Source organism: Sporosarcina sp. Y1011, from assembly GCF_057669885.1.
In genome coordinates, this window is record NZ_JBYHFP010000004.1 from 49101 (window position 1) to 72081 (window position 22981).

Genomic DNA, 22981 nt, shown 5'->3' on the forward strand with positions numbered 1-22981 from the left:
GACTTGCCAAATCGTTTGTATGGCCTGTTGCATCGTTTAACTAGGTACTGAATACTGTAAGTTGTTCAGTCGTTGTAATAGCGGCATTTAAGCATAAAAAATAACCCATCCATGAGTTGGCGGCTCAGATGGGTCATCCCGTCATTGTTCTGACAACTACTTTAGCTATTCAGCACTAACTTCTTTTCCGAATTGTAAAGTTGTCTTCCAGTAATGACCAGTTTTGAGGAAATGGATAACCAAGAACCCAGTAACTAATCCCGCGTAAATTATAGTCTTTAACCACATCAAACTTAGCTTGTGCACTTCGGGCATCTTCAAACCAGACTTCGTGATTACGCCCCTCTGCATCGGTGTATCGGTAAAAAGGGGACTGAGCTATCAAGTCATATTGAATGGCCACTCCATACTGTAGTGCACGGCGAATGGCTTCCTGTTGACTGAAGGTTTCTGCCTCTTGTCCTTCCTCGTAGGGAAGTAGCCAGTCTCGTGCATAGATTTGAAAACCAAATAAAATTTTATTTCTTGGTATCACGGTAACGGCGTAATCTAGCACTTTTTTTATTTCGTTTAAGGGTGAAATAGCTTGAGGCGGACCTAATCGATAACCCCATTCATAGGTCATCAACACAGTGAAATCAACAATTCTTCCATGTGCTTCGTAATCATGTGCTTCATATAATAACCCTTTTTGTTCACCACTAATTTTCGGGGCAAGGGCAGTTGAGACGGAATAGCCTTCGGGATGCAAACGATCAACCGCACGCTGCAAAAACTGGTTATATAACTCACGGTCCGCCGGAAACACATTTTCAAAATCAATGTTTAAACCTTGATACCCTTTTTCTTTCATGACGTTTAAAATATTGGTTAATAAAACATCTTGGATATCCGTACTTGCTAGGACTGCCTGCGCAAGAACGGATCCGGCAGCCGTGGCACTGAAGTTCGTGATAACTATCACAGGAACGACTTTCTCTGCAGCGGCGGATCGAAGCATTTCAGTATCGTCAATTGAGTTTAGTCCGCCATCTTCACGTATCGTGTAGACAAAAGGCATCCAGTACGTTAAATACCGACCAACTTCTTGAATTTCCCTCGCTCCGGTTTCTCCAGTATTGATGGTATAAGCATTTACGTCTATAACTGGTTTATGGACGGGAATGGTTATACGTGTACCCGATAAAATCATATTCGGGTTTTGGATTTGATTCGCTTGTACGATATCTTCTACAGTTGTACCGTAGCGATGTGCAATTTCGGATAAGTTCTGACCAGGCTCAACTGTATGTGTACGTGAAGCTGTGGGAATGACAAGGGCTAGACCGCTAACTAATTTACTTGGATTCGCCAATTGGTTAGCCGTTACAATTTGGCTTACTGTGACGCCGTACCGCTGGGCGATTAACCATAACGTTTCCCCTGGGCGTACCACATGGATTTGCATATAGCTCACTCCTTAGCATTCATATCTTACATGTTATTCAAAATGGCAAGGAGATATAATCATTAAAATGATTAACATCTAAACATTTCTAGTAGTAAATTAATTAGCATAATTGGATATTCGAGAGTTTTCTGCGAAATTCGACTTGACTAAACATATTATATTAATTAAAGTAATGTAATAATTGTAACAGTTTACTATAATGTGTGTTTTTAGTCAGCACAGAAAAAGGAGATTTTTGAGATGTTGTCGTTTTTGGGGTTTTGTATGATTGCTACCTTTCTTATCTTAGTTATTACTAAGCGTCTGTCAGTAGTTGTAGCTTTCATTTTTGTAGCTGTAGTTTTTGCTGTAATCGGTGGATTTTACGCTGACATGGGTGAAATGATGATGGCGGGTATTATTAAAGTTACACCTACCGCGGTCATGATTGTTTTTGCTATTCTATATTTTGGATTGATGATCGATGTCGGTTTGTTTGACCCTATGATTAACCGGATTCTACGTTTAGTAAAAGGTGACCCATTAAAAGTCGTTTTAGCCACTGCTATTATTACAATATTAGTCGGTTTGGATGGAGATGGTTCTTCAACATTTATGGTTACAGTTTCGGCGATGTTACCGCTATACAAGAGGTTAGGCATGAATCGTCTAATATTAGCATGTGTGGTCGGTTTAGGAGCAGGTGTTATGAACATCATTCCATGGGGAGGCCCTTTAGTTAGAGCCGCGGCCAGTCTTCAAGTCGAGGTTTCTGATTTGTTTATACCACTGATTCCCGTTATGATTTCAGGGATTTTGTGGACACTGTTTTCTGCCTATTTACTTGGTAGAAAAGAGAGGGAGAGATTAGGAGTTATTAAATTAGATGATTCTTTTAACGCTATTCCAGAGCTAGCGGCTACATCTATAGTAAATAAAGGAGTCACTAAAATATATTGGTTTAACTTACTGTTGACGATTGTTCTTATGGTTCTACTCGTAATGGATGTATTGCCAATCGCAATTTTATTCGCTGTGGCATTTGCAATCGCATTATTTGTTAACTTCCCTAGTGCCCAAAAGCAACAAGAACAGATTTTAAGCCATGCAAATAACTTTGTCTTGATTAGCACGATGGTTTTTGCAGCTGGTATTTTTACAGGTGTATTTACAGGAACACACATGATGGATGCGATGGCGGCGACGCTGGTTTCCGTTATTCCTGACTGGCTCGGATCACATATGCCTATCTTAGTTGCACTTACCAGTATCCCTATGGGGTTTGTCTTTTCACCTGACGCCTATTACTTTGGAATTCTTCCCATCCTTAGTGAAACCGCGGCTGGATTTGGCATAGATCCTGTTGAAATCGGACGAGCTGCCTTATTAGGCCATTCAACAGCAGGATTCCCATTATCTCCTTTAGTTCCTGCTACGTTCATACTTATTGGTTTGGTAGGGGTCGGATTTGGAGAACATCAAAAGTTCCTGTTTAAATGGGCTTTTGGAACAACCATAATCATGACCATTACGGCCGTTTTAACAGGAGCCATTTCATTATAAATTGTGGATATGGATTGAGGTAGTTAATTAAAACAAATGGTACATCACTTCTTACAGGTGGTGTACTATTTTTTGTAGGAAGACTAGAAAACTTTCAAGTCTTGTATAATTAAAATGATAAATATAATCCGTATTCATATTGGAAAGTAGAAGGGAATTGAAAGTTAAAATGATAAAAGCAGTACTCTTTGACTTGGATGGTACATTATTAAATCGTGATGCATCTGTAGAAAAATTCATAAATGGACAATACGAACGTTTATATGAGTGGGTCGGACATATTCAAAAAGAGAAGTATGTTTTAAGGTTTATTGAGTTAGATCGCCGGGGATACGTTTGGAAAGATCAAGTTTATCAACAAATGGTTGCGGAGTTTAATATAACGAGGCTAACCTGGGAACAACTCCTACAAGATTATGTAAATCATTTTAAAGAGTATTGCGTACCATTTCCAAACCTTCATGAAATGTTAGCCTCACTTACAAGTCAATCGATTTTCTTAGGGATTATTAGTAATGGAAAAGAGCAATTTCAAATGGATAATATAATCGCCCTGGGTATTGAAAAGTATTTTAAAACAATTTTAATATCCGAAAAAGTAGGCATAAAAAAACCAGATCTTCGAATATTCAAGAAAGCGCTAGAGCAACTTTCTGTATCTCCAAACGAATGTATTTTTGTCGGGGATCATCCGGAAAATGATGTGAAAGCATCAAAAGATTTAGGAATGCTAGGGGTTTGGAAGAAGGATTCAGAGTGGGAAGATGTAGATGCAGACTTCATCGTCAATGATTTAATGGAAATAAATCTTCTAGTAGAAAATAATGCCCATCAATGACGGACTTCCTCGTTCTGATAGCGAATTGCTAAGAATAGATTCTGATAAAGAATTTAGTGAAATACCCATGCCATTTTCCGAGACCAACATTAGATAAAGAGAAAGAAGATTTTTCACTCTGGGGGTGGATGGTCATGGCGAAAAGAAACCGAGGAAAAGCATTAAAAAAGCTCCCTTCAAAAGGAAGAGGAGACTGTCCGTTGTGTGACCGAAATCGCATTAAGTTATTGTACAATCATAAAACAGAAGCAAAAGAACTCATTAAGGTTTGTAAAAACTGCAGAGATAGATAATTCAACAAATTGTTCAGCGATCTTTCAATACAATGTGAGACTTCCTTTACAATAAGGGAAGTCTTTTTTAATGAAATCAAGTATTTAATCTAAATAAGCATAGCATACAATTTTATCATGCCTTGTTGAAACGTATGGTATATTTAAGAAAAAGGAGTTGCGGTGATGAATGATTTAACGATTAAGAAACTTCAATTACGTGATGAAATTTTGGAAGCATATCCGATTATGAAACAATTACGAACACATTTGGATGAAGTTACCTACTTGGAATTGGTTCTTGAAGCACAAGAAAAAGACCACTACCAACTGGTTGCATTACATATTGAAGGAGACATCGTAGCAGTAATTGGTTTCAAACCAATGATTACACTCTATTATGGTAGATTTGTATGGGTTTGTGACTTGGTAACGGACACAACTAAGCGTTCAAGCGGCCACGGAGAAAAACTGCTTACCTATGTCCATGAATGGGCAAAGGGAAATGGCTATGAAAGTGTCGCGTTATCATCAGGCTTGCAGCGTATGGATGCACATCGTTTTTATGAAGAGAAGATGGATTATGACAAGGTGAGTTATGTATTTAAAAAGTCGCTCTGATAAATATGAATAATTGAAAACAAATCAACTTACACCAATAATTGTGGATGAGTTATTTCATTATGAAATACGCGTTATTCCAAGAACATATGTATGGTATAATACAAGAGTAATAGTATAGGTGACTCAAGGGTGGTCGGCTCACTCCCGCACGAAAGGGGGTGGTGCCAATGTCAGTATTCGAATCGTTAATGTTTGCAATTGCTTTTGCAACATTGGTCGTATTGATACTTGCATTTAACCATAAAAAATAACCCATCCTTGAGTTAGAGGCTCGTAGGGATGGGTTAATTCCACTCTGTAGGTGCTGATCCCCTTGGTGGGAACCTTCTATTGCATTGATTGATCGATGCGACAACATCGATCAATCTTTTTTATTGTAATCAATCTATATCCTCATTATACGTTTGAACTTCAACTCTGACAACTAATTTGTTGTTTAACTCACTTTAAGCTATGCACATACAACAAGGGAGATACACCACGGCAGGCCGGTGACTTCTATTAAAAGGACTAATGCGTTATCATTAATACCAACAGGAGAGGCGTGTGTTTCCAAATTGACTGAACCAATCAACCAAAGAAAATCAGAGCATATTCAAATCACCTTGAATGAGAATGTAACGGGTGACACAGTCACAACCGGCTTCGAAAAGGTGAAATTCATACATAATTCATTACCCGAAATCAATTTCAGCGAAATATCCATTGATACGAAGTTTTTAGGACATGACTGCAAAACACCATTCTTAATCAGTTCAATGACTGGCGGGGCCGCATTTGCCGAAACAATCAATCAAAACCTCGCGGAAGCAGCGGAAGAAAGAGGTTGGGGCTTGGCTTTAGGTTCGACACGCGCACTGATTGAAAGTGCGGAACATCGGGCTTCTTTTCAGGTACGTAAATTTGCTCCTAGCATTCCGATAATTGCTAATTTAGGAGCTGTTCAGCTGAACTATGGTTTTGGCGTAGATGAATGTCTCCGTATCATTGATATAACAGGGGCAAATGCACTTGTCCTTCATTTAAATAGTATTCAGGAAGTGATTCAACCAGAAGGGAATACGAATTTCAAACATCTATTAGAGAAAATAGAAAGATTATGCGGTGAGTTGGATGTTCCGATTGGCGTGAAGGAAGTCGGGTGGGGCATCGATCAGGTCACAGCTAAAATATTATGTGATGTAGGTGTTTCATTTATAGATGTGGCGGGAGCTGGAGGTACGTCTTGGAGTCAAGTTGAAAAGTTCCGTTCAACATCTCCTGTGAAAAAATTAGCCGCTGAGGCGTTCAGTGACTGGGGAATCCCGACAGTTGAATGTATCACTTCAGTAAGGGGCATTATTGGAAAGCAACCGATAATCGCTAGTGGTGGAATACACACTGGTGTGGATGGGGCAAAAGCCATTGCGATTGGAGCGGATATCGTTGGTTTTGGCAGATCAATTCTAAAAGTAGCAACTTCGTCTACAGAGGAAGTACTGGTCGCGATGGAAACAAGAGAATTGGAACTTCGAATGGCGATGTTCGGCATAGGAGTCGCTTCACTCAGCGAGTTAAAAAAGACAAATCGGGTCAATTATCAAGTATTTTAACGTTCATATATTTAAATAAACCCCACACCCAGCTTAAATAAAGCAGGGTGTGGGGTTTTGATTTATCAAGTTTTTTAGTAAGTCGGCTATTAATTTATCAGACAGAATCCCGAACGTGTCCCATCTTTATTTACCATAACCAAAGTCTATAACTGTAAAACAGCACTTTTCCTATAACTTTTAATTGCAAATCCCCAATCAGTTATATAGTCTATTATTTTGATTAGTGGAATTTCCGTGAGTTTTAATAAAATTGCTAACCATGTATATATTCCGTTTACAATGAACCTCGCTAGTGCATATATAAACATATAGCTCGCAACTAGTTTACTCTAATATTATTATGTATTCCCGAACAAGTATTCAAGTGAGTGTCAAGACACAGTTTACATAATGGAAGGAATAGGGGGAAGATAGTACATATTGCAACGCATATATACCTTGATATATGAACTAGCGAGGTGTATGATTATTAAAAATATTAGGAGTGTTCAGTATGAAGATACCTTCGTTTCAACAAACAGTCGGTTTTAGTGTTGGAGATACTCTATCTTTGTTTTTATTAAGGAGTCTCTTTAATCGGAAAAATTATTCAAGAGCTCTCTATGAACAATTTAACTTGGATTTCCCAGGACGTTCCGTTTCATATGAGTACGTTGCACGTACTGCTAACACGTTAGAGAGAAACGGCTTTCTTCGATCTCAAACAGAAGGTCGTAAAAAGTTCTTTCAAATTACTGACAAAGGAAAAGAACGTCTTCAAGAATACAAAACAATTTATGCGCATAGGTTTAGGGAAGTATCTATTGTTATAGATCGATTCTATTATTTTCTAACCAAAAATGGCCAGCCACCGCAAATAGAAGTTGAGCCATTACACGAAGACTTTAGACCTTTTATATCAAAGCTGCTATCCGTCAAAGATGTTGTTCGATTTATGACACTACGATTTAGCTTAGATCGAAAATCTTTTTATATGGCTGAGGTTCAGGAGCAATTGAATAGTTTGTTTGGCTGGTCTCCATCTAATGGCTATTTATACGATATTGCACGCGAAATGGAAGAAACAAATTTGGTGGTTGGATTCTGGCCCGATGAAAGAAGAACTGTTCGCAAATTATATAAAACGGAGGAGAGTGAGCAATTCCTCATGATTGTAGCGGCTTCATTGACTGAACGGATCACTCAAGTTCGTAAATATCTACACTATATTATTAAAATGGTTTGAATTTCGCATTCATTTACGTGCAGCGTCTTTGTCATTAAAACATTAAAAATCCATGCTTGAGCTATTAACTCAAGCATGGATTTTATTTTTCCCGGTGCCTATCCCTTGTAGGGGACTAACTATAATATTATCTACTCAAATCATGTGTTTGAACACTAATTATAATATTGCTTGCATTGATAAATATCAGTATTCACTACGTTAGAAGCAAATGGATTGGCAAACGTATTTCCATTATTATTGTAGGCACTATATAAGTGCGTTACACAAATAGGTTCACCAGTTCCTTTCACAAAAACTTCAAATGAACCTCTCACTGTTTCAATGATTTGTTGTGTCCACATATAATCATTCCTCCTAATTTCCAATTGTTGATGTATAATTGAATACACAGATTATACTAAAGGCACTGAATCTATTATAAGTTAAAAAGATCTTTTAATATACACGGGGTAGTTTGGAAAAGGCAAGAATTTCAATTAAGGTAATACCTATGAAGATTCGTGTTACAAATAATTGTTAGTCATTAGGAGTGGAATTATGATGATTAGACGTTTAACCCGAATGGATGCGGAGGCTTATCTCGGTATAAGATTAGAAGGTTTAAAAAATAATCCTGAAGCTTTTGGCTCAAGCTATGAAGAAGAGAAAGACCAGCCTGTTGAAAAGTATATACTCAGGTTTCAATCAAACGATTCGCTTACTTTAGGTTCTTTTGTAGATGCTCAACTTGTTGGCGTTGTTACGTTGATTAAAGAAAAACTGGTTAATCTGCAGCATCGAGCAAATATTGTAGCCATGTATGTTACTCCTGAAGTGCGTGGGTTAGGAGTTGGAAAGTCTCTAATGGTAGAAGCAATTAAAGTGGCTAAAGTTTTGGAAGGAATAGAACAGATTTACTTAACTGTGGTGACAACAAATGAGCCCGCAAGAAATCTATATGCTTCATTTTGTTTTGAAGTTTTCGGCACAGAGAAAAGGGCATTAAGAGTTGATGATACTTATTTTGATGAAGAACATATGGTTTTGTTTCTATGAATAATTAATAGTGATATGTGTCCGGAAATAAACAATCCGGGTAGTGCTAGTAAATGACTGAACTATCAAATGTAAATAATATATTTTTGTACAAGCTAGATAAAGATGAAATTAACCTCAAAGAACAAGAATTCAAAAAAGTGAAGATCGATTTTTCGATAAAGAGCGGGAAGGTAGTATTGCCGATACCGATTCGCGAGACGCTTAGAGAGGGGATTATCAAGGAATTTCTTGTATTAGGCGATATGTTTGATTGAAGAAGGGCAGTGGACAATCGTTAGTAGCTTTAGGTGGACAACATTTGATTTGCCAAACCGGCTGTTACACAAACTGCAGGAGATTACTAAGGAAAAAGACCTATAAATGAGTGAATATTTAGAAATAATTCTGCGGGAGAAGCTGGAAAGGGAAGGCATATGTAATATTATTAGACATCAACATTTTTCAATAGAAAAATTTATCGGACTGATTACACTGTATCTTCTGAAAACATAGTGTTATACTACAACTTACAAGAATGGGTAAGTGTAACAATCACATTTGAAAGGGGGTGGTTAAATAAGATCTGAAGCGATGACAGAGGTTTACACATCTGATTGAATCCTTGAAGCCTGTCCGATTATGAATCATTTATGGACACGCCGGGATGAACATGCAGCGTTAAAATTGGCGAATAAAGTACTAGAAAAAGATTATTTTCGATTGCTTGCATTGTAAAGCGAAGAGAAAATAGTTGCCCTTTTCCATACTGGAAAACCAATCGATCTAATTAAAACAAAAGGTCTAGTGATTCCGAGCTTAGTATTAATTATTGATGTTGTAAATCCACTCTTTTATAAGAGTCGGGGATGTCGGTGAGATAGGAAATTTTATTCTAAGAAAAAATATTGAGCTTGCTTATGGTCTTGCTTAAATAATTGGGAGGCAGTATATATGTGGATTATTACCCTATACGCAGAAGTTAGAATTAGAATGTTTGAATTCGATACGGAAAAAGAAGCAAAAGAAGTTTATAAGAATATGAAAGGCAACAAATATCTTTCGTATATTGTTTAAAAACATTCTTTGCTTACCGTAGATGGAAAAGAGCTTAAGCTGTTTATTTATAGTCGAATTTCGTTAAGCTCGAAATAATTTGAATTAGTTTCATCTTGACGCTTTTGCGTAGATTTATTGTTTAGGGTAAACGCCCGCAGAGTGGACTGTCCACTGTGAAGGAAAATAAGCAATTTATTATACCTTCAAAAAATAGTTCCTACTTAAAAGATTCATGTATATAAAAACCTCCTAAATAAATTGGTTTATCAGTATATTTCTCAGTACATCACTTTCCCAAGTGATGTACTTTTTTGGATTAATAATCGTGATTTTGCGTAGAAGATTTTGGATTTAGAAGGGGAACCAAGTATTCTGTAAACGAACGTTAATTGGCTTTTATCAAAATAAATAACGCTAAAGGACAAATACCACAACTTAAGCAGCAACCATCCGTAATAGGCTTCATGTTTTGAAGGCAACGAGTGCAGTTGGAATATGGAACGATTCTTGTTCAGAATGTTAGCTAGCAAAGCTGAATTAGAACGAGACAACGTTAGCGAAAGAACGGAATATGAATTGACGGTAGCTTGAACAAGGGGAAATAATAAGGTAAACCGAAAAGGTTGAATAAAAAAAGATCGTTCTCGCCAAGAAAATCTGAGAACTACTTATTAGCTGTTTGTCTTCCTACAAAAGGGGGGAATGTTCAAGAATGGACCCCTTTTCATTTAAAAATATTTTAGTTTACATAATATAAATTATCGGAAGTTGCGTATCATTATATAAGTATACTTGAAACAGTGAGATAAAACGAAAAATAGTGTATTATTTATTAATATTAGCATTTCTTGCAATTGATGAAAAACCTCTAAAAATATAGATATATTGATTTGTGTATTTATAATTCCAGTAATACTTACAATCGTGTTTGGTCCTATAAAATGATTAGCTCTGTTGTTCACTAATTCAAATACAATAAATTAATAACCACGTGTCCGGTTTTAGCTATTAGCAATAAAGCCATTCTTCAACTAAAATTTATAATGATCTTATTTCCTGCATTACGACCATCTGAACTTTCGGTTGTTTCTAATCCTAATTTAGACATATATGAAGTTATTTCAACTTAATCAGCTTCATTTGAGTAGTAAATTCATCGAATTACTAACCTCTATATAAAACAGAAAAAAACCGCAAAAAGTTAGTTACATACTTTTTGCGGCTGTTCTAATATGATATTTCTTTTTTTCATCTGGATAAAGAATATTCCCGTCAAACTTAAGCTAATAACTCCGAAAACAATCACCATCGACTGCAATCCAATAATATCTAGGAACGCGCCCGCTGTCAGTAAAACTACCTGGAACATAACCCGTTCCAACATATTACGGAATGAGAAAAATCGACCATGGTACTCTTTTGGCATTTGTTTTTGGAAAATGACCATTGCTGTTGGGAAAAAACAACCTAGAGCGAATCCTAGCACTGCAAAAGCACTTAATACAATAACCAAACTCTCTGTAAAATAAAGCATGAATTCTGCTACCGCTACCAAGGATGCGAAGGAAAATAGGATTGTCGTCGTTCGCCATTTATGAGATATGTATTTAACAGCAACCGTTCCGACCATGAATGCTATCCCTTCAAATGTATAAATAAGTCCTTTAATAGATGAAGATTCCTGTATTTCACTAATGTTAATAACGATTAAATTAAACGATCCAAGAAATAGCAATGGAATCAGTGTCATTATGAGCGTCATCCCAACCGCGGGATATGCTTTCAACACAGGAAATACTTCCATGAATCCACCTTTGTTCCCAACCGATTTAACCTCGGTCTCTGTTCCCTTCCCTTCATCAATCCGAAGCATCATAGTGAATAATAGAAGTCCTCCATAGGCTATCATCGATATCCAGTAAAGCGACGCGAGCGACCAATAAACGAGCATTAACCCAGCTAAAGCGGTTCCAAGAACTCGAGAAATCGTTGCAACGTTCATGTGCCAGCCATTCATAGACAGTAAATCATCATCTTTAACAACAAGCGGAATGGTCGCCTGCAGTGCAGGAAAGTAGAAAGTAGCAGATAGTTGAATACTAATCATAAATGCAACCATCCACCAAACAGATCCAGTTGAAATCGCGATGAGCATAAAGATTACACTGAGTAAACGGCCTGCTCCTGATATGAGAAGTACAGTTTTTTTCCTCGACTGGTCAATAACTTTACCAGCAAGTGGCCCTGCAATAATTCCTGCGAGTAGACCAACCGACATTATTAAGGCTTTAACAAAATCAGAAGGAATTTTTTCTTGCATAAACTCAAGATTACCGATAATCCCCGTCCATAATCCTAAACCAGCAATCATTTCTCCTGTTAATATAATCCAAATATTTCGATTTTTCCACATACACTATCCCCGTTCTCCTATTGATAGTCAATCAGACATTTATTTCGCTTATCGAATATTTTACGTTAGGGCAAATTAAAAGTCATGGGGAAAAACTCCCATGACTTTTAAAGTATTTTATTCGATTTCAGCTTTAGGGTCTTTATAAATAATTGTTATGTTTCCATCTTTTTTCTCATCTACTATGCTACTACCATTTGAATAACGGTCGACAGGTCGCAATGATCCCGCTACGATAGGAATTTTACTACCCTTTTCCGTTGTCAAAACAATAATTTCATCATTTTTCACCAATAAGGCCCCGATAACCCGGTATGGATTTGACTTTAGCTCTTTAAGAACAACAACACCACGTTGTGCCCTTGAAGCACTTTCAAGCTCTTTCAAGCCCATTCTTTTCACACTACCGCGCTGTGTTGCAATTAAAACAGAAGATCCGTCATCTTGATTGATTTCCATTGCAACAAGCTTATCAGCCTCTTTAAGGTTAATGCCACGCACTCCGGCAGTCCTTATGCCTGTTACAGATAACTCAGTAAGAGGAAAACGAAGAGCGTATGCCTGTTCTGTGAATAGAATGACATCCTCGTCTCCTTTGACAAGTCTCGCATCAATCATTACATCATCTTTTTTAATCCCCATCGCTTTAAATGTTCTGGAATAGCGTTGGACTTTGAAATCGACAAGTTTTGATTGTTTGATTAACCCATTTTGAGATGCTGTTACAATTAACGCTTCTTGATCGAAACTCTCAAGGCCAATTGCAGCAACAATCGTTTCATTCTGCCCAAGTGGAATGATACTTGAGATATGTTGCCCAAGATCTTTCCATTTAATATCTGGCAGCTCATAAACGGGCTGATATAGATAGTTCCCAGCTGATGTGAACAGCAAAAGATGATGTTGCGTGTTCATTGGCGCTTCTAATAGCGTGTAATCAGATTCTTTCATCTCGTGTCCCGAGCCGTTTGAAGCGCTATGAGAACGAACGCTCGTGCGCTTTATATAGCCGTCTTTCGAAACCGACACAATCACTTCTTCGCTTGGTACAAGAATGTCTAAATCGACTTTAATTTCTTCGATTTTTTCCTCAATTACAGAACGTCGCGGTTCAGCAAACTTTTTTCGGATTTCAAGAAGTTCTTTTTTAATGACAGCAGATAGCTTTTTATCACTTTTTAAAATTGCATCGAGCTTATCAATCAGTTTCCGAAGTTCGGTATCTTCTTGCTGCAACTCAGTAATGTCAGTATTCGTTAGTTTGTAAAGCTGTAGCGAAACAATTGCTTCAGCTTGTACTTCAGAGAATTCGAATTTCGAAATAATATTGTTTTTTGCATCGCGTTTATCTTTTGATGCACGTATCGCTATTATCACTTCATCCAAAATTGATAGAGCTTTCATAAGCCCTTCTACGATATGTAGCCGGTCTTGTGCGCGTCCTATATCAAATCGAGATCTACGTGTAATAACTTCTTTCTGATGTCCTATATAGGCGTCCAATAGCATTGGTAACGACATTAACGTTGGTCTGCGCCCAGAGATAGCAATCATATTAAAGTTGTACGTCACTTGCAAGTCTGTATTTTTTAGTAAGTATTGTAAAATAGCGTTGCCATCGATATCTTTTTTCAACTCGATAACAATCCGAAGACCTGTCCGGTCCGATTCGTCCCTGACATCCGCGATTCCGTCTAGCTTACGATCCAGACGTAGCTCGTCCATTTTCTTGACCATATTCGCTTTGTTGACGTCATATGGAATTTCCGTCACAACGATTTGCGATTTACCACCTTTTAACGGTTCGATGAACGATTTCGATCGAATGATGAAACGTCCTTTTCCGGTTTCATAGGCTGTTTTAATACCGCTCGTCCCTTGAATCGTACCGCCAGTCGGGAAATCAGGTCCTTTTATAACCGTCATTAATTCATCAACCGTAACGTTCGGATTGTCTATACGCATTAGGACTGCGTCAAGCGATTCGTGAAGTGCGTGTGGCGGGATATCCGTTGCATAGCCTGCGGAAATGCCTGTTGAACCATTGACGAGCAAGTTTGGGTATCTTGCCGGTAAGACAGTTGGTTCAGGTTCAGTTTCATCGAAGTTTGGTATGAAATCGACTGTATCTTTTCCAAGGTCTCGCATCATTTCACCCGAAATAGCAGAAAGACGTGCTTCTGTATACCGCATGGCAGCCGCAGAATCACCATCTACTGAACCGTTATTCCCTTGCATTTCAACTAACATATGACGCAATTTCCAATCTTGGCTCATCCGCACCATCGCTTCATAGACGGATGTGTCGCCATGGGGATGATAGTTCCCGATGACATTTCCGACCGTCTTTGCTGATTTACGGAATGCTTTTTCATACGTATTTCCCTCATGAAACATTGCATATAAAATACGCCGCTGAACAGGTTTTAAACCATCGCGCGCGTCCGGCAGTGCCCGGTCCTGGATGATGTACTTACTATATCTCCCGAATCGGTCACCGATTACTTCTTCCAACGGTAGGTCTTGGAAACGTTCCGTTAGTGTCATTCAAAATCCCCCTCGACATGTAAAAATTCATTATCCAAAATATTATGGTCTTCTTCCATACCAAAATCGACATTGTCTTCAATCCAGCGTCGCCTAGGCTCTACCTTATCACCCATAAGTGTCGTCACACGTCGCTCAACTATAGCACTGTCTTCAATAGTTACCCGAATCAATGTACGTGTTCCTGGGTCCATAGTCGTTTCCCATAACTGATCGGCATTCATTTCCCCAAGTCCTTTGTATCGTTGCAGCATATACCCTTTGCCTACTTTTTCTATCGCTTTTTCAAGTTCGGTGCCTTCCGTCCATGCGTATGCAAATTTTTCGCTCTTCCCTGTCCCTTTAAATACTTTGTAAAGTGGTGGCAAAGCGATGTATACTTTTCCAGCTTCAATCAGCGGTTTCATGTAACGGTAGAAGAATGTCAGTAACAGTACCTGAATATGAGCCCCATCTGTATCTGCATCTGTCATGATGATAACTTTATCGTAAGCGATGTCTGCGACTTCGAAGTCAGAACCTACGCCGCCTCCAATTGCATGAATGATCAGATTGATCTCTTCGTTTTTCATAATATCTTCCAGTTTCGCTTTTTCAGTGTTGAGCACTTTACCACGCAGTGGAAGAATAGCCTGAAAAACTCGGTCTCGTCCTTGTTTTGCTGAACCGCCGGCCGAGTCCCCTTCGACAAGATATAATTCATTCTTCGCAGCGTTTCTGGATTGTGCAGGTGTCAGTTTACCTGATAGAAGTGTTTCCGATCTTTTTCTTTTCTTACCTGAACGCGCATCTTCCCGTGCTTTTCTTGCCGCCTCACGTGCCTGGTGCGCACGGATTGCTTTACGAACAAGGGATGCACTTAAATCAGCATTTTCTTCAAGAAAATAAAGGAGCTTCTGAGATACAATTGAATCCGTGATACCACGTGCTTCACTCGTACCAAGCTTGCCTTTCGTCTGCCCTTCGAATTGTAAAATCTCTTCCGGGATACGTACCGACACAATTGCGGCTATTCCTTCACGAATATCCGAGCCTTCAAGGTTTTTATCTTTCTCTTTCAACAATCCGGTTTTTCTCGCATATTCATTAAATACTCGAGTCATTCCTGTCTTTGCCCCTGTTTCATGTGTTCCACCGTCTTTGGTACGGACGTTGTTGACAAATGATAGGATTGTTTCCGAATAACCGTCACTGAATTGGAATGCAAACTCGACTTCTATTCCATCTGACTCACCTTCCAAATAAGCGACCTCATGTAGAACATCTTTCTCTTCGTTTAAATAAGTGATAAAAGCCTCAATTCCGGTTTCATATTGGAAGATATCGTGTTTGTCCGTACCTTCTTCCTTTATCTCAATTTTCAAGCCCTTTAACAGAAACGCGGACTCCCGTAAGCGCTCACTAATGGTTTCATAATGATATTTTAAAGTTGAGAATATGGTCGCGTCTGGTTTAAAATGGATAAGCGTCCCTTTTTCACGTGTTGTTCCGATTTGTTCAAGCGTTGTAGACGGTTTTCCGCCTTTTTCAAAGCGTTGAAGAAATTTCTTTCCGTCACGAAAAATGGTCACTTCCAATTTCTCAGATAGAGCGTTTACAACAGATGCACCAACTCCATGAAGTCCGCCACTCGTTTTGTAACCGCCTTGACCAAACTTTCCTCCTGCATGAAGAACTGTCAAAATAACTTCCGTCGTTGGTTTTCCAGAAGAGTGTATCCCCGTTGGCATACCACGCCCGTAGTCGCGTACACTGACACTGCCATCTGTATGAAGTGTCACGTCAATCTCATTACCAAACCCAGCTAGCGCTTCATCTACCGCGTTATCCACAATTTCATAGACAAGGTGATGAAGCCCGCGAGAATCGGTAGATCCGATGTACATACCGGGACGTTTTCTTACAGCATCTAGGCCTTCAAGTATATGGATTGAATCATCATCATACGTATAGTTTTCTTGTTTTTTCGTCAAAATACAACCTCCATCAAACGAATGTTCTCTTTTATATGATCGTACCGCTTCCTTTAAAGGTTGTCAAATCAACGTTTTCAGAAGCTTGCTCAATTAATTGTATAGAAGAAAGCATTTTATTGCAATGAAGACAGGAAATTGTTAGTTACGGAAATCGGCTGTTTGAGACCCGGAAATTCGAAATCTGACTGCACCTCTTAACTTGGCTTGCCAATTCTCTACTCTCCACATGAAGCCCATTGTCGCAACTTCACGCTTCTGCTAAACTAGGTCTATACATAGACAAATTAAAAAAGGAGTACACAATGGAACTTATCATACTTTTAGTAATTGCTTATTTAATCGGCTCAATCCCTTCAGCACTCTGGGTCGGGAAACTTTTTTACAAAACGGACATCCGGCAACTAGGCAGCGGGAATTTAGGTGGCACGAATACCTTCCGTGTACTCGGTAAAACAGCGGGACTTACCGTAACAATTCTCGATATTTTAAAAGGGACGGTAGCTGCACTGTTACCACTACTCCCTGTTTTCGACAGCATTACAGTCCATCCTCTTATTCCGGGAATACTTGCGGTTGTGGGGCATATGTATCCCGTTTTCGCTCATTTCAAAGGTGGCAAAGCTGTCGCGACATCCGGCGGTGTGCTGCTTGCTTACGAATGGCCCGTTTTTATCCTTGTGCTCGTAACGTTTTTCATCGCTTTGAAAGTAACGAAAATGGTGTCCTTATCGTCAATGATTATATCTGTGGTAGGCTTTTTATACAGCATTTTTTACTACTTCCGAACAGGTGATATTTATCTAATGGTAATGATTGGTCTATTCGGTGCCTTCATCTTCTATAGACATCGAGCGAATATTGGCCGGATCAAGGCTGGAACCGAGCCAAAAGTGAAGTGGTTATAATACAATGAAAGCAGAAACGGAAAAGGTTGGTGTTTCCAATGAAGATTATTTTGTCGAACGAAGCGCTATTATGGTTTAAAGAAGAGATGGAAGTTGAACCTGGTGATGCCATCCGTTTTTTTGCAAGATATGGAGGATCCAGTTCACTACAACCGGGATTTTCCCTCGGCGTGACAAAAGAACAACCTGACGAAGTGGCAGTTGAAACGGAGCACGGCAGTGTACGCTACTATATTGAAAGCCGTGACAAATGGTATTTCACTGAACATGACTTGCATGTCAAAGTAGATCCTAAACTGCATGAACTTATTTATTTGTACGAAAAAGCGTGAAGGCATAATGCCTCACGCTTTTATTATTTTCCAACCATCTCTTGTAGTATTTTTTTATTAATTTTTCCGACGTGTGTTTTAGGCAATTCTTTTAGCTCAATTACTTTTTTGGGGATTTTATATAATCCAAGAAACTTTTTACAGTGCATGGTAATGTCGTCACAATCGAAAGGGTATCCGTCTGCCATGATGATAAATGCAACGATGATTTCACCCCATAAGTCATCCTTTACCCCGACGACAGCTACCTCTTTGACCCCATCAAACAGGACGAGGCATTGTTCGACTTCCTGTGGATAAACGTTTTCTCCACCTGTAATAATAGTATCTTTTTTTCTTCCGACAATATAGGTGTAGCCATCACTATCGCATTTGGCAAGGTCACCCGTACGCAGCCATCCCTCAACTAACGTTTCAGCCGTTGCTGTCGGATTCCGCCAATAATAACTGAAAACATGTGGCCCTTTTATAAATAATTCCCCGACTTCATCTATACCACAAGGCTTCATCTCTTCATTCAATACTTTTGTGGAATTGAATAGCATGCTCCTACCAACAGATCCTATTTTCAGACAAGCTTCTTCGCTTCGGATGTAAAAATTATTTGGGCCTGCTTCCGTAAGTCCGTACCCTTCTTTGAATTTTAAACCTTTCTCATGAAATGCATGATAAATCGTCTGTGGGCAAGGAGCACCGCCAGATAAAAACACTTTCATAGTAGGAAAAGAAGACTGTCGGAAATAGGGTGTGAGGATCATAGACTGATACATCGTCGGCACGAAAAGTGAAATTGTTGCAGCGTATGTATCAGTTGCGCTCAAGGCTTCCTCTGCATCGAATGAGTTACCGACAATTACCGTGCCGCCAGCCATGAGAATAGGTATGCTAAGTGCATTCATGCCTCCGGTGTGAAAAAGTGGCATATAATTTATCGTTATATCCTCTTCTGTTAATCCCCAGCTGACAATAGTGTTCAGCGCATTCCAATTGACAGCGTCAGCTGAAAGGACGACTCCTTTTGAAACCCCTGTTGTCCCTCCTGTATAGATCATCATCCATGGGTCTTCACCTATCAGCTGTTCTACCTTGAAATCTTGATAGTCTATAGCGTCAATGGAGATTAGTGGAACAGAATTAGGAAAACGCATTTCATCAATTACCGTTTTAAACTGCTCATGGTACAGAAGTATGGAGGGGGAGCAATCAGTAAGCAGGGTGACGAGTTCAAAACGACTAAGCCGCCAATTTAGTGGGACATACAGTAAACCTGTCATTTCACATGCAAATAGAATGGCGAACAACTCTGAGCTATTCGGCGCAATAATTGCGATACGTTCCCCTTTTTTATATCCTTGTCGTTTGAAATAAGATGCCCAATGAACAATTCGCTGTTGAAGCATTGCGTACGTCCAGCTATCTCCAGTATGGACGTCTACAAGTGCAGTCCGATTAGGAGAAAGAGCGGCTCTTTTCATGATCCATCCACGGTTTGTGAACATACGTCTCCGCCCCCTTCGTTTTTCACATCATAATACCGCCGTCGACATGCAAGATGTGACCGTGTATATAATCGGATTCTTCACTTGCAAGAAATAGATAGGCGTTCGCAATATCACGAGGTTTACCTAATCGACGCAATGATGTGGCGGCCTTCATTTCATCAAGAACCTTTTCCGGCATCTTACTGACCATTGCAGTCGCAGTGAATCCGGGGGCTACGGCGTTGACATTAATGCCTTTTCGCCCGAACTCCTTGGCCCAAGTTTTTGTCATTCCAACAATTGCCGCCTTTGTAGCGGCATAATTTGTTTGCCCGAAGTTACCATAGATACCACTCACCGAAGATGTATTAATGATTTTTCCTGATTGATTTGTGATCATATGTGGGATAACAGCTTGTGTGCAATTAAAAACACCTGTCAAGTTAACGTCAAGTACACGTTGGAAATCTTCCAGCTCCATTTTGACAAGTGTCGCGTCTCGTGTAATGCCGGCGTTATTGACCAATATATCAATCTGACCAAAACGTTCTAGCGTATTTTCTACCAATTGTGTCACACTCGTGCGATTTACGACATCGACTGGCAGAAAGGTCACGTCCAGACCTTTTTCTGTAAATTCCGCTTCTCGTTCTACTCCAATTGTCTCATCAAAATCCGCCATTATAACGTGTGCTCCTTCTTGCGCAAAACGTTCACATGCTGCTAGGCCAATCCCGTTTGCACCACCTGTAATGATAGCTGTTTTTCCATCTAATCTCATGTAGTCATCTCCCACTCCAAATATTTTTCAATCGTTTCCTTCAGGTTCTCCAAATCATCAATTAGCGGCGAATGGCCTACGTTGTCCAACTGGATATACGTCGCGTTGTCCCCAAGGTCCTCTTCAATTTCACGAGTCATCTGTTCCGTCACAACAAGATCTCGATTTCCTCTTAAAATGAGTACTGGAATTGTTAGGTCTTTTGCTTGATTTGTTCCCTCATGTAAACCGTTATGATGACCGCTAATATTAAATGTGTTCAATGCATGATAGACATCTGCCAGGTTTTGTTGTGTTAGCATATCATCGACATACTGTTCATATTTTTCTTCGTCTGGTTTGTTATGTGTATAAATTAAAGCGTTCCAAACCGCTTTCAAACCTTCGCGGTTGTTGGTGTCATATAAGTGTTGAATTGCTACTGTTTTACCTACGTCTTGTGCGACTTCTTCAATGGTCATTAAACGCCGCCTTAAGTCTGGACTGCCGTCTCTCTTTGTCCCGAAAAATGGGTAACCCCGGGTAGAAGCTGAAGCAAGCAGGACGAGTTTATCGCAATATCCGGGAAAGTCCGCTTCAAACTGCATACAGACTGCTCCACCCGTCGACCAGCCAACTAATGAGAAGTCTTTCAATTCAAGCGCATCGACAAAGCCTTTCAAGTCATCTGAAAAATCTTTAATACTTGTAACTCGGTTGGTATAAGAAGATTCACCGAATCCACGAAGGTCCAGTGCATAGACTTTGTACTTCTCGTCTAACACATCCATGAGAATATCCCAATGCTTTGACGAAGTCATATTTCCATGCACAAGAATGACTATCTTTTCACCGCCAGGTCTTTCCCGAAAAGCAATTTGTTCATTATTTAGAAGTGTAACCTTTTGAAGTTCCATCCACTTCACCCCTTTACTGTTTCCCCCATTTTACAGTGACTGCTCCCCAAGCGTAGCCGATTCCAGCACTAACAAGAACAGCAATATCCCCATCTGTCAATTTGCCTTCTTGTTCAGCTAGTTCGAGTGATAGGATTTGGTCTATTTGCCCGATATGGCCATATTCGTGTAAATAGATTGAGTCATCTTCATGAATACCCAGTTCTTGTATAATGAAGTCATGAGCGGATTTTTTCATATGCAATATAGCTAAGTAGCCGATTTGGTCTTCCGAATAGCCACTCTTTTCAAGTGAAGTACGAATCACTTTCAGGAAGTTTTGCATCGACTTTTTTTCGAGACGTGCTTTCATTCCAACCGGATCGAGTACATCAAGACGATAGAGACCGTTTTGTAAGTCTTCGGGCGTCAAAGGCGTTTTTGTTCCTCCAATCGGTACAACAACATCTTCCGAAAAGGAACCATCTGTCATAATGTCTGATTCCAAAATGACGTTTTCAAGATGGTTCCGTTTTAATATCATTGCAGCACCCCCCGCACCAAGGTTAAACATGAAACGTGTGCGTCTATTCGAATAATCGATAAAATCACTATTTCGATATCCACCAGCTAAAAGGACCATCTCGATGGAGGGATCGGCTTCCATCATACTTTTCGCGATTTTCATAGCTGTAATGGTTGTTCCGCACCGTTGTGCTACATCGAAACCCCATGCATGATAAGCGCCAATCTCCTCTTGAATTTTAATTGCTGCGGTCCATAGTGGATATTCTTTATGCTCTTCCCCGATATAAATGATCAAATCGATGTGTTTTGGATCAATATTACCTTTCCTTAATGCTTCTTGTGCAGCCCAAATTCCCATCGCAACTGTATGATCATTCGCTCCTGGGATCGACTTTTGCGTGATTCCCATTTTCTTTTTGACTATATCGACGGGCAATCCAGATTGGTCTGAGATTTCTTCGGCAGTCATTTTAGTTTCAGGAATATACACACCTATACTAACGATTCCAACGACCATCACAAGACCTCCTTTTTGCCTGCGTTTATTGTAGTTTGTGACTTGCGTGTATTACGCTTCCATAGTTTTTCGCGTATCGTACCGACAACACCTCTCGGGAAAAAGATGACCGCAATTATATAGACGATTCCGAAGAAAATAATCCATCTTTCGAAAATCGGATAGTCTTTTGCAAGTCCCGATAAATAGTGTTGTGTCAATTCGATAATTCCTGCTCCAAGAATTGGCCCTATAAGTGTTCCAACGCCACCGATAATCGTCATAAGAAGGGCATCAAGCGTTATATCCATTGTGAGAACACTTGTATTTACGAAACGAAGTGATATTGCATAGAACGAGCCTGCAAGACTTGCAACGACACCTGCAACTACAGAAGCGATTACTTTATAATGTAACGTATTGAATCCGAGTGACTTCGTTCGCTGTTCGTTTTCTCTAACGGCGACGAGGACCCTGCCAAGTGGAGAATTGACAAATCTCCGCAAGAAAATATAAACGAGAACTAGAAAAAGTAACACAACAAAGTAAAACATCATTCGATCTTTGAAAAAATCGGGCGCTTTAAACGTGAAACCATCATTGCCATGGGTCACGGTTCGCCACTTTTCCGCTAGGACTAGAAATAATCCAGAAACGGCCAATGTAAGCATCGCAAAGAAATGACTTTTCAAGCGTAATGTCAATAATCCAATAAAAAAACTAACGATACCCGCTAGAATCATACCTGCAGCAACCGACAGGATAAATACGCCCATTGTTGGCTCGATATTTTTCAGCATAACAGCTGTCGTGTATGCACCCATTCCGAAGAACATTGCATGACCAAACGAAACGATACCTGTATACCCGAGTAAGATGTCATAACTCATAGCTAGAATTGAGAAGATGAAGATTTGAGTCAGCAAAATCGTCCACGTTCTCGATTCAGACACGAATGGGAAGGCTACAAGAGCTAAGACAATGATTACGAGAAATAGGTTGTTCCACTGATATTTTCTCTTCAT

The 22981-nt window shown here is 39.5% G+C and carries 20 protein-coding genes and 1 pseudogene; 11 read left to right on the forward strand and 10 right to left on the reverse strand.

Annotated elements, in window-relative coordinates:
- Positions 1–175: 175 nt before the first annotated feature.
- Positions 176–1447 (reverse strand): glycoside hydrolase family 18 protein, encoded by a 1272-nt coding sequence (locus tag AC25Y5_RS06390; protein ID WP_488139602.1) that lies wholly within the window; start codon positions 1445–1447, stop codon positions 176–178.
- Positions 1448–1690: 243 nt separating this feature from the next.
- Here AC25Y5_RS06390 and AC25Y5_RS06395 point away from each other — a divergent pair, with 243 nt between their 5' ends.
- From AC25Y5_RS06395 to AC25Y5_RS06420, 6 genes are all read left to right on the forward strand, one after another.
- Positions 1691–2992: a CitMHS family transporter gene (locus tag AC25Y5_RS06395; protein ID WP_488139603.1), complete on the forward strand. Its 1302-nt coding sequence runs from the start codon at positions 1691–1693 to the stop codon at positions 2990–2992.
- Between the two features lie 169 nt (positions 2993–3161).
- Positions 3162–3830 carry an HAD family hydrolase gene (locus AC25Y5_RS06400; protein WP_488139823.1) on the forward strand — a complete coding sequence of 223 codons (669 nt, stop codon included), beginning with the start codon at positions 3162–3164 and terminating at the stop codon, positions 3828–3830.
- A gap of 134 nt (positions 3831–3964) precedes the next feature.
- The gene (locus tag AC25Y5_RS06405; protein ID WP_482102571.1) at positions 3965–4123 is read left to right on the forward strand and encodes a hypothetical protein; all 159 of its coding nucleotides are present in this window, start codon (positions 3965–3967) and stop codon (positions 4121–4123) included.
- A 165-nt stretch (positions 4124–4288) separates the two neighbouring features.
- A complete protein-coding gene (locus tag AC25Y5_RS06410) occupies positions 4289–4723 on the forward strand; it encodes a GNAT family N-acetyltransferase (RefSeq protein ID WP_488139604.1) in 435 nt (144 codons plus the stop codon).
- A 560-nt stretch (positions 4724–5283) separates the two neighbouring features.
- Positions 5284–6318 (forward strand): type 2 isopentenyl-diphosphate Delta-isomerase, encoded by a 1035-nt coding sequence (gene fni / locus AC25Y5_RS06415; protein WP_488139605.1) that lies wholly within the window; start codon positions 5284–5286, stop codon positions 6316–6318.
- A 496-nt stretch (positions 6319–6814) separates the two neighbouring features.
- The gene (locus tag AC25Y5_RS06420) at positions 6815–7546 is read left to right on the forward strand and encodes a hypothetical protein (protein WP_488139606.1); all 732 of its coding nucleotides are present in this window, start codon (positions 6815–6817) and stop codon (positions 7544–7546) included.
- Between the two features lie 200 nt (positions 7547–7746).
- Here the strand turns inward: AC25Y5_RS06420 and AC25Y5_RS06425 are convergent.
- Positions 7747–7890 (reverse strand): annotated as a pseudogene (locus AC25Y5_RS06425) (alpha/beta fold hydrolase); the annotation flags it as partial.
- 196 nt (positions 7891–8086) lie between these two features.
- Between AC25Y5_RS06425 and AC25Y5_RS06430 the strand changes: the two are divergent.
- From AC25Y5_RS06430 to AC25Y5_RS06440, 3 genes are all read left to right on the forward strand, one after another.
- Entirely contained in the window at positions 8087–8584 is a 498-nt protein-coding gene (locus AC25Y5_RS06430) for an N-acetyltransferase family protein (RefSeq protein ID WP_488139607.1), read from the forward strand.
- A gap of 53 nt (positions 8585–8637) precedes the next feature.
- Positions 8638–8841: a hypothetical protein gene (locus AC25Y5_RS06435; protein WP_488139608.1), complete on the forward strand. Its 204-nt coding sequence runs from the start codon at positions 8638–8640 to the stop codon at positions 8839–8841.
- 676 nt (positions 8842–9517) lie between these two features.
- A complete protein-coding gene (locus AC25Y5_RS06440; RefSeq protein ID WP_488139609.1) occupies positions 9518–9640 on the forward strand; it encodes a hypothetical protein in 123 nt (40 codons plus the stop codon).
- A 1183-nt stretch (positions 9641–10823) separates the two neighbouring features.
- Here AC25Y5_RS06440 and AC25Y5_RS06445 read toward each other — a convergent pair.
- From AC25Y5_RS06445 to parE, 3 genes are all read right to left on the reverse strand, one after another.
- Positions 10824–12035 (reverse strand): MFS transporter, encoded by a 1212-nt coding sequence (locus AC25Y5_RS06445; RefSeq protein WP_488139610.1) that lies wholly within the window; start codon positions 12033–12035, stop codon positions 10824–10826.
- A gap of 117 nt (positions 12036–12152) precedes the next feature.
- Positions 12153–14582, reverse strand: a complete 2430-nt coding sequence (parC, locus tag AC25Y5_RS06450) for a DNA topoisomerase IV subunit A (RefSeq protein ID WP_488139611.1) — start codon at positions 14580–14582, stop codon at positions 12153–12155.
- The gene (parE, locus tag AC25Y5_RS06455; protein ID WP_488139612.1) at positions 14579–16555 is read right to left on the reverse strand and encodes a DNA topoisomerase IV subunit B; all 1977 of its coding nucleotides are present in this window, start codon (positions 16553–16555) and stop codon (positions 14579–14581) included. Before parE ends, parC begins: the two co-directional genes overlap by 4 nt.
- Before the next feature lie 305 nt (positions 16556–16860).
- Between parE and plsY the strand changes: the two genes are divergently transcribed.
- Together plsY and AC25Y5_RS06465 are read left to right on the forward strand one after the other, a co-directional pair.
- Positions 16861–17463 carry a glycerol-3-phosphate 1-O-acyltransferase PlsY gene (plsY, locus tag AC25Y5_RS06460; RefSeq protein WP_482102563.1) on the forward strand — a complete coding sequence of 201 codons (603 nt, stop codon included), beginning with the start codon at positions 16861–16863 and terminating at the stop codon, positions 17461–17463.
- Between the two features lie 38 nt (positions 17464–17501).
- Positions 17502–17795, forward strand: coding sequence for a HesB/YadR/YfhF family protein (locus AC25Y5_RS06465; protein WP_482102562.1), 294 nt, complete (start codon positions 17502–17504; stop codon positions 17793–17795).
- 23 nt (positions 17796–17818) lie between these two features.
- Here AC25Y5_RS06465 and AC25Y5_RS06470 read toward each other — a convergent pair whose 3' ends face one another.
- Genes AC25Y5_RS06470 through AC25Y5_RS06490 form a run of 5 tightly spaced genes read right to left on the reverse strand, consistent with a single transcriptional unit; the run spans position 17819 to position 22981 of the window.
- The gene (locus AC25Y5_RS06470) at positions 17819–19294 is read right to left on the reverse strand and encodes an AMP-binding protein (protein ID WP_488139613.1); all 1476 of its coding nucleotides are present in this window, start codon (positions 19292–19294) and stop codon (positions 17819–17821) included.
- Between the two features lie 22 nt (positions 19295–19316).
- Positions 19317–20057, reverse strand: coding sequence for a 3-oxoacyl-ACP reductase FabG (gene fabG, locus AC25Y5_RS06475; RefSeq protein ID WP_488139614.1), 741 nt, complete (start codon positions 20055–20057; stop codon positions 19317–19319).
- Complete coding sequence (gene phaZ / locus AC25Y5_RS06480; RefSeq protein ID WP_488139615.1) at positions 20054–20953, reverse strand: intracellular short-chain-length polyhydroxyalkanoate depolymerase; 900 nt, start codon at positions 20951–20953, stop codon at positions 20054–20056. Before phaZ ends, fabG begins: the two co-directional genes overlap by 4 nt.
- A gap of 13 nt (positions 20954–20966) precedes the next feature.
- Positions 20967–21977, reverse strand: a complete 1011-nt coding sequence (locus tag AC25Y5_RS06485) for a 3-oxoacyl-ACP synthase (RefSeq protein ID WP_488139616.1) — start codon at positions 21975–21977, stop codon at positions 20967–20969.
- Positions 21977–22981 (reverse strand): branched-chain amino acid ABC transporter permease, encoded by a 1005-nt coding sequence (locus AC25Y5_RS06490; RefSeq protein WP_488139617.1) that lies wholly within the window; start codon positions 22979–22981, stop codon positions 21977–21979. The genes AC25Y5_RS06485 and AC25Y5_RS06490 overlap by 1 nt, the downstream gene beginning before the upstream one ends.